The 11,839-nt window shown below is 72.1% G+C and carries 7 protein-coding genes; 6 read left to right on the plus strand and 1 reads right to left on the minus strand.

Features of this window, described 5'->3' with window-relative positions; genetic code table 11:
* The first annotated feature begins 47 nt into the window (after positions 1-47).
* The 6 genes from AB0P17_RS32185 (at position 48) to AB0P17_RS32210 (ending at position 10,639) form a co-directional block, all read left to right on the plus strand.
* Positions 48-713, plus strand: coding sequence for a YqcI/YcgG family protein (locus AB0P17_RS32185; RefSeq protein ID WP_365816436.1), 666 nt, complete (start codon positions 48-50; stop codon positions 711-713).
* Complete coding sequence (locus AB0P17_RS32190; RefSeq protein WP_365816438.1) at positions 706-4,161, plus strand: amino acid adenylation domain-containing protein; 3,456 nt, start codon at positions 706-708, stop codon at positions 4,159-4,161. Before AB0P17_RS32185 ends, AB0P17_RS32190 begins: the two co-directional genes overlap by 8 nt.
* Complete coding sequence (locus AB0P17_RS32195; protein ID WP_365816440.1) at positions 4,158-8,459, plus strand: beta-ketoacyl synthase N-terminal-like domain-containing protein; 4,302 nt, start codon at positions 4,158-4,160, stop codon at positions 8,457-8,459. The genes AB0P17_RS32190 and AB0P17_RS32195 overlap by 4 nt, the downstream gene beginning before the upstream one ends.
* A complete protein-coding gene (locus tag AB0P17_RS32200) occupies positions 8,456-9,475 on the plus strand; it encodes a methyltransferase (protein WP_365816442.1) in 1,020 nt (339 codons plus the stop codon). The genes AB0P17_RS32195 and AB0P17_RS32200 overlap by 4 nt, the downstream gene beginning before the upstream one ends.
* Positions 9,476-9,579: 104 nt before the next feature.
* Positions 9,580-10,197, plus strand: coding sequence for a flavin reductase family protein (locus tag AB0P17_RS32205; protein ID WP_365816444.1), 618 nt, complete (start codon positions 9,580-9,582; stop codon positions 10,195-10,197).
* A 145-nt stretch (positions 10,198-10,342) separates the two neighbouring features.
* Positions 10,343-10,639, plus strand: coding sequence for a heavy-metal-associated domain-containing protein (locus tag AB0P17_RS32210; protein WP_365816446.1), 297 nt, complete (start codon positions 10,343-10,345; stop codon positions 10,637-10,639).
* 164 nt (positions 10,640-10,803) lie between these two features.
* Here the strand turns inward: AB0P17_RS32210 and AB0P17_RS32215 are convergent, their stop codons facing one another.
* Positions 10,804-11,775 carry an acyl-ACP desaturase gene (locus tag AB0P17_RS32215; RefSeq protein WP_365816448.1) on the minus strand — a complete coding sequence of 324 codons (972 nt, stop codon included), beginning with the start codon at positions 11,773-11,775 and terminating at the stop codon, positions 10,804-10,806.
* Positions 11,776-11,839: the final 64 nt, after the last annotated feature.

The raw sequence follows: 11,839 nt of genomic DNA on the forward strand, positions 1-11,839 counted from the left end.
GAATGCTCAGCGCGAGGGAGTTGATCGGCAAACTGACCTCCTCCACCATGCCATTCCCCTGTACCTTCGCGGTCTCCGCGGCAAAGAAGGCCTCGCTGCGGTTCGGTTTCATCGACGATCTGAACGACGAGCGCAGCTGGGCGGCCCTGCCCGGGATCATCGCGTCGTACCTGGAGATCTACCGGACGATCGCCAGGGAGACCTCCCTCATCATTCTCTTCCGCCCTGACCGGGAGACCGGCGACGTCGCGCACTACCAACAGAAGTTCTGGGACGTCCTGCGGTATCTGCACGAGAACGACCCCCGGCCCTGGCCGGCCGGCATACCCGAGAGCCCCGACGACAGCCGCTGGGAGTTCAGCTTCGCCGGCACGCCCATCTTCGTCGTGTGCAACACCCCCGCGCACAAGAGGCGGGCGAGCCGGTCGAATCCCGGATTCATGATCACCTTCCAGCCGCGCTGGGTCTTCGAGGAACTGGACTCCAACACCGCCCGGGGCGCGGCGGCCAGGCGGGTGATCCGGAAGCGTCTGCGCGCCTTCGACAGCGAGGAACCCTCACCGGAGCTGGGGAGTTACGGCGACCCGGACAACCGGGAGTGGCGCCAGTACTTCCTCCTCGACGACAACGCGGAGAAGCTCGGGCGCTGTCCCTTCCGCCCGGAGACGGCCGACCCTGCCCCGGCGGCGCGAGGTGAGGGAAGCGGTGACTGAGGAAAACGGGGACGGGGCCGGGTCCCGCCGGCCGGCGGACACGGCCGCTGCCGCGGCCTCGGCCAGGCAGGAACGTATCCGCCGCACCTTGGAGGCACGGGGCTTCGGACCCACGAGCGGTACCGCCGCGACGGAGGACTTCCCGCCGCTCGGGCCCGGACCCCACCCGCTCTCCCCGGCCCAGCGGCGGATGTGGTTCGCCCAGCAGCGCGATCCGAAGAGCGCCGCGTACAACATCTGCGCCGGATTCGTCATCAGCGGCGACCTGGACCCGCACCGGCTGCGCCGGGCCTTCGAGACGGTCGTGGCGGAACAGGACATCCTGCGCACCGTCTACCGCACCGACGCCGACAGCATGCCCGTACAACTCGTCCTTCCCTCGGTCGAACTGCCCTGGGCGACCGCCGACTGCGGGGGAATCCCGAACGGTGACTGCCGGGGCGCCGGCGGCGACGCCCTCTGGGACGAGGTCGACCGGCTGGCGGCGCGGTTCGGCCGGGAGACATTCGACCTGACCGTCGACTGCCCCCTGCGGCTGCTGCTCATCTCGTCGGCCCCCGACGAGCATGTGCTGGTCCTCGTCGTCCATCACATCGCCGTCGACGATCTGAGCTGGGCTCCGCTCTTCCACGCGGTGTCCGCCCACTACCGCGCGGACACCCCCGGGCCTCCGGCCCCCGCACCTCGGGTGCGGTACGCGCAGTTCGCCCGCCGGGAGCAGGAACGCGCCTCGTCCGGGTACTTCGGGGACTCGCTGGAGTACTGGCGGCGCACGCTCACCCCCTGGCCGCCGCCGGTCCCCCTGCCGGACGCGGGCGAGGCCGCGGCGGACGGTCCGCGCGGGGAGGGCGTACGGCGGAGGGTACCGCTGTCCCCGCGGACCAGCGCGGGGATCGCCGCACTCGCGAAGGACTCCGGCACCTCCCTGTTCATGACGACACTGGCCTGTGTGACCGCCGTCCTCGGCCGGTACTCCGGAGCTGAGGACATCGCTGTCGGCACGGTCACCGTGAACCGGTCACGGCCCGAACTGGAACCGCTGATCGGCAACTTCGGCAACACCGTCATGCTGCGGATCCCCGCCCGCGACAATCCCCGCTTCGTCGACCTGCTGGCCGAGGTCCGCAGGGTGTGCCTCGACGCCTTCGGACAGCAGGAAGTCCCCTTCGACCAGGTGGTGGAGGCCGGCCGGCCACCACGCCGGCGCGACGGGGCGGGCCTGTTCAACGTGATGTTCACCCAGCGGGGACAGACCCTGCCGACCGATGTGGTCTTCCCGGGCCAGCAGTGGCGGGAATACCCGGTGTTCAACGGCAGTACACGCTTCGACCTCGCGGTCGAGGTCGTGTCCGGCCCGGACGGGCTCACGGTGACCGCCACGGGATCCGACCGGCTCTTCGGCGCCGAGAGCCTCGACCGGCTGCTGGGCCATGTGGCCACCCTGATGGACGCGGTGTCCACCGCCCCCGAGCGGCGCCTCGGCGAACTGCCGCTGATGCCCGCCCACGAGTACGCACGCGTCGTCCACGAGTGGAACGCGACCGACCGGCCGGAGTACGTGCCCAGGACCACGCTCCCCGGACTCTTCGCCGAGCAGGTACGGCTGCGGCCGGACGCGTGCGCTCTCGTCGACGGGGACCGACGGCTCGACTACCGCGAACTCGACGGCCGGGCCAACCAGCTCGCCCGGCGGCTGATCGCGGACGGAGTCCGCGGCGGCGACTACGTCGGAGTGCTGCTGGAACGGTCGGCGGAACTCATCGTCGCCATGCTGGCGGTCCTCAAGGCGGGAGCCGCCTTCGTCCCGCTGGACCCGGCCTGGCCCGCGCTGCGCACCGGCGAACTGATCTCGGCGGCCGGCCTCACCGCCTGCGTCACCACCGCGACGCTGCTGACCCGGAGCGATCTGACGGCCGTCTCCCCGCGGACCGCGCACGTGGACCTGACCGCCGACGCCGCCACGATCGCGGGCCACAGCCGCGAACCGGTCGAGGTCGACACCGCGCTCGACGACGTCGCGTACGTCATCCACACCTCCGGTTCCACCGGTGTGCCCAAGGGCGCGATGATCACCCACCAGGGGATCGTCAACCGCCTTCCCTGGCAAGCCGATCTGCTGAAGTTCTCCCCGTCGGACGCCGTGCTGCACAAGGCCCCGCTCAGCTTCGACATCTCCATCAACGAGATCTTCCTGCCACTGACCAGCGGCGCCCGTCTCGTCCTCGCCCGACCGGGCGGGGAGGGGGACGTCTCGTACCTCCTCTCGGTGATCGCCGAACAGGAGGTGACCTTCGTCTACCTGGTCTCCTCCATGCTCGATCTGATGGTCGAACGGAACGACGCGGAATCCGCGCTGCGTCACCTCCGCCACGTCTGGTGCGGTGGCGAGGTGCTCACCGCCGACCTCTACACCCGGTTCCGGCAGCGGTCCGACGCCCGCATGTACCACGGTTACGGGCCCGCCGAGGCGACCGTCGGGGTCACCTGCCGGGTCTACGAGAGCGCCGACCACGTCCGGGACATCACCATCGGCAGGCCCAACCCGAACACCCGGATCCATCTGCTGGACCGCCACGGGAACCCTGTTCCGGCCGGAGTCGCCGGGGAGATCCACATCGGCGGGCTGCCCCTGGCCCGGGGATACCTCAACGACCCGGAACGGACCGCCGAACTGTTCGTGCGCGACCCGTTCCGGACCGGCGAGCGGCTCTACCGGACCGGCGATCTCGCCCGCTACCGCGCGGACGGGCAGATCGAGTTCGTCGGCAGGACGGACAACCAGGTCAAGATCAACGGCAGGCGCGTCGAACTGGAGGAGATCGAGGCCAAGCTCACCGCCCACCCCGAGGTACGGCAGGCCGCCGTCATCACCCGGGACGAGGGCCCCAGGGGCGTCCGGCTCGTGGCCTTCGTCGCCGCGCGGGAGGCCGCGGTCACCCCGGACGAACTGCGGACCTGGCTGGGCGAGCGACTCCCGTCCGCCATGGTTCCGCCCACCGTCGTCCTCCTGGACGAGCTGCCCCTGCGCAGCTCGGGCAAGCTCGACCGGACGGCCCTGGCAGCCGCCCCGATCTCCGAGGCACCGCGCGACACCGCGGCCGTGGCGCCGCCGACGGGCGCGCTCCAGCGGTCGATCGCCGACATCTGGGCCCGCACCCTCGGCGTCGCACAGGTGGGCGCCGAGGAGAACTTCTTCGATCTGGGCGGGCACTCCCTCCTGGTCGTGAAGGTGCAGAACGAGATCCACCGGACGCTGGGGTACGACGTCTCCGTCGTCGCCCTGTTCGAGAACCCCACCGTCGCGTCGGTGGCCCGCTTCCTGGAGCGGGGCCCGGCCGCCGGCGACGAGGAGGCACGGGAGCTGAGACGCGTCCGGGACCGTGCCGCCCGGCAGCGACGCATCCGGGCCGGACGCGGCCGAGCGGACAACGCGAGGGAGACGACATGAGCGCCGACATCGGACCGGTCGCCGGCACCGGCCCGGACCCCGGCACCGGCCCGGACACCGGCGAAGGCGACTGCGACATCGCGGTGATCGCCATGGACGGAAGGTTCCCGGACGCGCCCTCGCTGCGGGACTTCTGGGCGCTGCTGAGCAGCGGGCGGGACGCCATCCGCCCGGTCGCCGACAGCGACTTCCTCGCCGCCGGGGGCGCCCCGGGCAAGCTGAACGACCCGAACCACGTCAGGGTCGCGTGCACGCTGGAGGGCGCGGACCTCTTCGACGCGGAGTTCTTCGGCATCCAGCCCGCCGAGGCCGAACTGCTCGACCCGCAGCACCGGATCTTCATCGAATGCGCCTACCACCTGCTGGAACAGGCCGGGTTCGTCCCCGGCGACCAGGAGGGCACGGTCGGCGTCTACGCCGGAGCCTCCACCAGCCAGTACTACCTCGACCACGTCTATCCGGCGCTCGCCGTCCGGCCCGGGTCCGTCGACGGTTTCATCGGCTCGGTGGCCAACGCCACCAGCGCGCTCGCCACGCGGGTCTCGTATCTGCTCAACCTGACCGGTCCGAGCGTGGCCGTGCAGACCGCCTGCTCCACCTCCCTGGTCGCGGTGCACCTGGCCTGCCAGGACCTGCTGAACCACCAGTGCGACCTGGCCCTGGCGGGCGGCGCGACCGTCAACCCCGCCGCGGGACTCGGCTACCAGTACGTACCGGACGGCCCCTTCTCCCCGGACGGGCACTGCCGCCCCTACTCCTCCGACGCGGCCGGCATGTCTCCCGGTGACGGGGTCGGTGTCATCCTGTTGAAGCGCCTGGCCGACGCCGTCGCCGACGGCGATCACATCCACGCCGTCATCAAGGGATCGGCGGTCAACAACGACGGAGCCAGGAAGATCGGCTTCACCGCGCCCAGCGTTCAGGGCCAGCGGGACGTCATCGTGGCGGCCCAGGCGATGGCCGGGGTGAGCGCCGACGCCATCAGCTACGTCGAGGGCCACGGCACCGCCACCCCGGTGGGCGACCCGATCGAAGTGAGCGCGCTGACGAAGGCGTTCGCGTCGAGCACGGACCGGACGGGGTTCTGCGCGCTCGGATCGGTCAAGTCCAACCTCGGGCACCTCGACGCCGCGGCCGGGATCGCCGGTCTGATCAAGACCGTACTGGCGCTGGAGAACGAGCTGATCCCGGCGACGCTCCACTACGCCGGACCGAACGAGCTGATCGACTTCGCGGCCTCCCCGTTCGTGGTCGCCGGCACGGCGCGCGCCTGGCCGCGGTCCGCCACCCCCCGGCTGGCGGGCGTGAGTTCGTTCGGCGTCGGCGGCACCAACGCGCATGTCGTGCTCGCCGAGGCACCGCCGCGTACCCCGCCCGAGCCGCAGGGCCGGCCCGAAGTGGTCCTCCTCTCGGCGGCCACCCCCGGCGCCCTCAACGACCTCGGCGAACAGCTCCGTGAGCGGATCTCCCAGGACCCCGGCACCGATGTCGCCGACATCGCACACACCCTGCAGCGGGGCCGCCGCCCCCTGAGGGCCCGGCGGGCACTCGTCGCGAGCGGCACCGCCGAACTCGCCGAGGCCCTCGGGAACGCCACGGCCGGCGCCTACGGCGAGGCCGGCGGAGCCCCGCGCGACGTCGCCTTCATGTACCCCGGCGGCGGCTCGCAGTACCAGCGCATGGGACAGCGGCTCCACCGGATCCATCCGGTCTACCGGCGCGAGATGGACCGCTGCGCGCGGATCCTCGAATCGGCCTGCGGGCTGGACCTGTTCGAGGCGCTCTACCCTCCGGGCGACACCGCTCCCAGCCGGGAGAACATCGACGTGCCCCGGGGCCGGTACGCGGCGATCGTCGCCACCGAGTGGTCCCTGACGGCCCTGCTCGCCTCCTGGGGAATCCGCCCTTCCGTCATGATCGGGCACAGCCTCGGCGAATACACCGCCGCCTGCGTCGCCGGGGTGATGGATCTGGAGGAGGCCCTCCCGCTCGTCATGGAACGGGAGCGGCTGATGCGGGAGGCCGGCGGGATGACGCTCAGCGTCCTGCTGGACGAGGCGGACATCGTCGGCCACCTCCTCCCGGGCACCTCCCTGGCGGCTGTCAACGCCCCCGGCATGTGCACGGTCTCCGGTGTCCCCGCGGCCATTCTCGAACTGGAGAAGAACCTGACGGAGAAGGGCATCGACCAGCACCGGCTGCGCATCCCCGGGGCCGCCCACTCCGAGGCGCTCGACCCGGTACTGGACGAATTCCGCGAGCTGCTCGGCCGGGTGACGCTGCGCGAGCCGACCCTTCCCGTCCTGTCCGGCCTCACCGGTGAGCCGCTCACCCCCGAACAGGCCCGCGACCCCGAGTACTGGGTCCGGCACACCCGGGGCACCGTACGGTTCCGGGCCTGCCTGGAGGCACTGCCGACGGACCGTCCGCCGGTCCTGCTCGAAGCGGGGCCCAGCGGGGGACTGGCCAAACTGGCCCAGTACACACTCGGGGACTCCGTGGTCACCGCCACCGGCATCCGGCACGCCTACGCCGAGGAGTCCGACGACCGGGTGCTGCTCAACGCGGTGGCGCGGCTGTGGACACACGGTGTGGAGGTCGACTGGGAGGCCGTACGGGAAGGCCGCCCCGGACGGACCGTTCCGCTGCCCGGGTATCCGTTCCAGCGCCGGCGCTTCTGGGTGGAGCGGATGGACCGGTCGGCGCCGCCCCCGCCGGAGCGGGCCGACGAGGTGTCGCTCACCTCGTGCGTCTGGAGCGGTTCCGGGCTGCCCCGGCCGCCGGTCGGCGCGGAGCCCGGGACGCCCTCGGACACCGTCCTCGTCGTCCTGGGACGCTCCGGGCTCCAGGACCCGCCCGCCGGGCTCCTCGACGCGGACGGCGCACGGTGCGTGACGATCCGTTTCGCGGACGGATTCGGCACCTCGGGGACCGGCTCGTACCAGATCGACCCGGCGTCCGCGGACGACGTGCGCGCCCTCCGCGAGAGCCTGTGGCCCGGGGGAGCCGACGACGCCGGGGTCCAGGTGCTCGACCTCGGCTCGGCGGGAGGTGAACCAGGACCGCTGCGGCAGGTCACCGAGTCGGGACGGTTCATCGACGCCCTGCTCACCGAACTCGGCGAAGGAGTCAGGCCGCCGAGGGTCGTCGTGGTCGGCCACAGCGCCTTCGCCCTCACGGGCCCGCACTCCTCGCCGGAGCACCGGCTGGTCCACGGCCTGGTCGGCCACTGGCGCGAGAAAGGCGCCCGGGCCGTCGCCACCGCCGTCGATCTCGACGCCCCGTTCTCCCCGGACACCGACGACGCCCTGTGGCCGCTGCTCCTCGGCGAACTGCGGGCCGCCGAGCCCCCCGTGACGGTGGCCTACCGGGGCGGGCGCCGATGGGTCGCCGGCCCCGCGGAGGTGACGGGGACACCGGCCGGCCTGGCGTCGCTGCCGCGCGCCTGGGTCGTCCCCGGCGGGCTGCGGATGCCCGCGCTGCCCTACGCGTCCTACCTGTCCGCCGCCTTCGACGGCGCGGTCACCGTCAGCGAGTCGGTCGTCGCGGCCGACGGCGACCGCCCCGGTCTGCTCCGCTCGCTCGGCCCCGTGGCGGGCTCCGACGCGTCGGAGACCCTGGCGTGGCTGACCGGGCTGTGGCAGCGGCGCGCCAACGAGCCGTTCAGCGCCGTCGTGTTCATCGATCCGCCGGAGGACCGGCCGTCGGTCGAGCGCGCCCTGCTCAGTTCCTTCGCCGAGGCGTGTGTGGAGGCGGCGGCGGCCGAGGGGCTGCCCTGGCGGCTGGTGCGCTGGCGGCACCGGCCCGCGGGGGCCGGGCAGGCGGACGGCGACCCGGCCGAGGCCGCTGTCCGCCGGGGTGCCGCGGCCCTGGCGGTCGCCCTGGGCACCGGCGGCCACCCCGTCCTCACCGTCACGGTCACCGTCCCCGGCACGACGGCGGAGCGGCGCGTGCCCGATTCGGGTGCCACCGTCCCCGTACCACCGGAGGCGGACGACCGGAGCCTTCCGTCCCCGGACAACGGGCGGGCACGTCCTCCGCTCGGCACCCGGTACGCCGAGCCGCGCAACGACGTGGAACGGCGCGTGGCCGAGATCTGGCGCACGGCACTGGGCCTCGACGACATCGGAGTGGACGACAACTTCTTCGAACTCGGCGGTGAGTCCCTGCTGCTCATGCGCGTCATCGCCGAACTGCGCGAACAGTTCGCCGTCAACATGTCCATCCGGCAGCTGTACATCAATGACCGTCTGACCGTTTCCGGGATAGCCACCGTGCTGAAGGAGAGAACACAGTGACCTCGCAGATTCCCGTCGAGCCCGTTCCGGCCGTACTGCGCGTCCGGGAGCTGATGACCGCGGGCCTGCTGTCGCACGCCATCTCGGTCCTGTGCGATCTGGGCGTACCCGATGTCCTGGAGACCCCGCGTTCGCACGTGGAACTCGCCAAGGAGGTGAACGCCGACCCCGAGGGCCTGCTGCCGTTCCTGCGGGCGGCCTGCGCGGCCGGCGTGCTGGCCGAGCCGTCCCGCAGGAGCTTCGAACTGACCGAGCTGGGCCAGGTGCTGCGGGCCGACGACCCGCACAGCATCAAGGCCATGTGCTCCCTGACCTGCCGGGACGAGTTCAGCCGCACCTGGTCGGACTCCCTCCACACGGCCCGTACGGGCGGGCCCAGCTTCGCCGTCTCCCACGGCTCGACCTTCTTCGAGTACATGGCGTCGAACCAGGAGTTCGCGACCCTGTTCGACAGGGCGATGCAGTCCTCCGCCGCCGTGGACAACCTGCTGGCCGGATTCGACTTCTCCGGGGTCCGCCATGTGGTGGATGTCGGCGGTGGTCGCGGCACCATGCTGGCGGCCGTGCTCAAGCGGTACCCGACCCTGCGGGGCACCCTGGTCGATCTGCCGCACGTCGTGGGCAACGCGCGCAAGACGTTCGCCGCCGCCGGCGTGGAGGACCGGGTCACGCTGCTGCCGGGCAGCTTCTTCGACCCGATTCCCGGGGACGCGGACGTCTACCTGCTCTCCCGGGTGATCGGGAACTGGAACGACGAGGACTCGCTGCGCATCCTGCGGACGGTGCGCACCGCGATGCGCGCGGACAGCCAGTTGGTCGTGGTGGGAATGATGCCGAGCGAGAACGACCGCACGCACTACCCCCAGCAGCTCGACCTGTACATGTTCGCCCTGCTGGGGGCCCGTCTCCGGTCGTACGAGGAGTACCAGGACCTGTTCGCGCAGGTGGATATGGAGGCCACCGGCTGGTCGAACTTCCCCGACAGCGAGTCGGTCCTGCGGGCGCGGCTGACATGAGGTGAGACCCGGGCGGCGGCGCGGGCCCCGGCCGCCCGGGCGGCGCCCGACGCTCCCCGCGCCCGCCCGTACACCGGCCCGCCGACGTCAGGAGGTCACTCGCCGTGAGCCAGGAGCCCGTGCCCGCCCGTTCTCCGTCCGTCCTGTCCGTGCCCGCTCCTTCCCCGTCCCTCCGGCCCCCGGAGCACCCCTGCCCCGCGCGTGATCACGGCGCGGACATCCGGCCGCTCATGGCGAGCTTCCCCAGTGGGGTCGGTGTGGTCACCGCGTACGCCGAGGACGGCTCACCGTGGGGGATGACCTGCACCTCCCTGTGCGGTGTCTCCCTGGATCCACCCGTCGTGCTGGTGTGTCTGGGAACCGCGAGCCACACCCTGAAAGCGGTACGGAGCAGCGGGTCCTTCGCCCTCAACCTGCTGCACGCGCAGGGCCGCCGGACCGCCGAACTGTTCGCGTCCGGCGCGCCCGACCGGTTCGACCGCGTCAACTGGCGGGGCGGCGCCGGCACCGCGGGACCGCATCTGACCGAGGACGCCCGCGCCGTCGCGGACTGCTCCGTCGTCGGCGAGCAGGTCGTCGGCGACCACGCCGTGGTCCTGGGCGAGGTCTCGGCGGTGCGCACGGTGGGGCGGCAGCCGCCCCTGCTCTACGGGCTGCGCCGGTTCTCGGTCTGGCCGCACGTGGGGGAGGCCGCCCAGCCGTTCCATGACGTCGTCGGCTGACGGGTCATCGGGTCCGCCCGCGTCCGCGCCGGTTCGCGGGAATCCGGGGGCGGCCGACCCTTGTGAGGAAATACGGCATGGGGGTATACATGGAGGCGACCTAGAGATACCCCTCAGGGGTATGAATGCCTTCAGGAGGAAACCCATGTCGTCGTCGTGCTGTACACCCGAGGGAAGCTGCCACACCGGTTCGGCGGCGGAGCCCAAGGCCGCCACGGCCGCCACGGAGAGCCGGACCGTTGTCCACCAGGTCAACGGAGTGGGCAGCGCCCACTGCCAGGGTGTGGTCACCCGGGCGATCGCCGGGGTCGACGGAGTGCTCTCGGTCGAGACCGAGATCGGCACCGGTCTGGTCACCGTCACCACCGGTGGCGTGGTCGAGGACGACCTGATCGCCAAGGCGCTCGACGACGCCGGTTACGAGTACGCCGGCCGCGTGTGACGTCAACAGCCGTCAGGGCCGGTGTGCTGCGCGCCCCAGACGGCTGCGCGTGCTCGGTCGAACCGCTTCGGCCGGTGTGCCGCGCGGCCGGACGGGAGGCGGAGTCCGGCCGCGCGGCGGCGGCGTCGGGGCGGACCGGGTCGGGGCGGCCGCGCCGGGGCCGCTCAGCCGGCCGCCGCGGCCGCCTGCTTGGCGCGTGCGGCCCTGATGGCGGCGCGCCGGTCCGTGAAGGCCGTCGCCTTGGTGTCCAGCCGGCCGGTGAAGGCGGCGAGTTCCTCGCGGGCGGCCTCGCCCTCGGGGCCGAACCCCTCGCGTTCGAAGACCCGCAGGGTGCGCAGGATCGGCATCAGCACACTGTCGTGGTGGAGCCGCAGGTCGTAGATGCCCGCGAGGGCGATCTGCGCGGACTTCCGGCCGAAGTCCTTGATGGTGGAGCCGGGCATCTCGAAGCCGGTGACGACATCGGCGACGGCGCGCATCGTGGTGTCCGGGGCCAGTTCGAACGCGGCGTCGACGAGAGAGCGGTAGAAGACCATGTGCAGGTTCTCGTCGGCGGCGATCCGGGCCAGCAGCGCGTCGCACACCGGATCGGTGCTGACCCGGCCCGTGTTGCGGTGCGAGATCCGGGTGGCCAGTTCCTGGAACGCCGCGTAGGTGATGGCGTGGAGCGCGCTGAAGCCGTCGGGCCGGTCGTACCCGGCCGACATGTGGACCATCCTGGCCCGTTCGAGGGCGCGCGGGTCGACCGCCCTGGTGGCGAGGAGGTAGTCGCGCAGCGCGATGCCGTGACGGGCCTCCTCGGCGGTCCAGCGGTTGACCCAGGTGCCCCAGGCGCCGTCCTTGCCGAACTGCGCGATGGCGAAGTGGTAGCCGGGCAGATTGTCCTCGGTCAGCAGGTTGACGATGAGGGAGGTACGGGCCACCTCGGGGAGCGTCGCCTCCTCCTCGGTCCAGGCCTCGCCTCCCAGTGGGCCCTCGAAGTCGCGCGCCCGGCTCCACGGCACGTACTCGTGCGGGAACCACTCCTTGGCCACCCCGAGGTGCCGGTGGAGGTTGGCCTCCACCACGGGCTGGAGCTCGTACAGCAGTGCCGATTCGGCGCGCTCGGCGGATCGGTCGGACAGGCGTGGAGGCACAGGTCTCGCTACCCTTCATGTTCTTTCACTCGCGTGTCGGATCTGTCTGTTTCCGCGTCCCCCG

This window comes from Streptomyces sp. NPDC088124, assembly GCF_040685895.1.
Lineage (GTDB): Bacteria > Actinomycetota > Actinomycetes > Streptomycetales > Streptomycetaceae > Streptomyces.

Excerpts from the sequence above, each read along its gene's own strand:
- AB0P17_RS32185 (WP_365816436.1), top strand. The coding sequence starts at position 48 with ATGCCATTCCCCTGTACCTTCGCGGTCTCCGCGGCAAAGAAGGCCTCG.
- AB0P17_RS32195 (WP_365816440.1), top strand. The coding sequence starts at position 4,158 with ATGAGCGCCGACATCGGACCGGTCGCCGGCACCGGCCCGGACCCCGGC.
- AB0P17_RS32210 (WP_365816446.1), top strand. The coding sequence starts at position 10,343 with ATGTCGTCGTCGTGCTGTACACCCGAGGGAAGCTGCCACACCGGTTCG.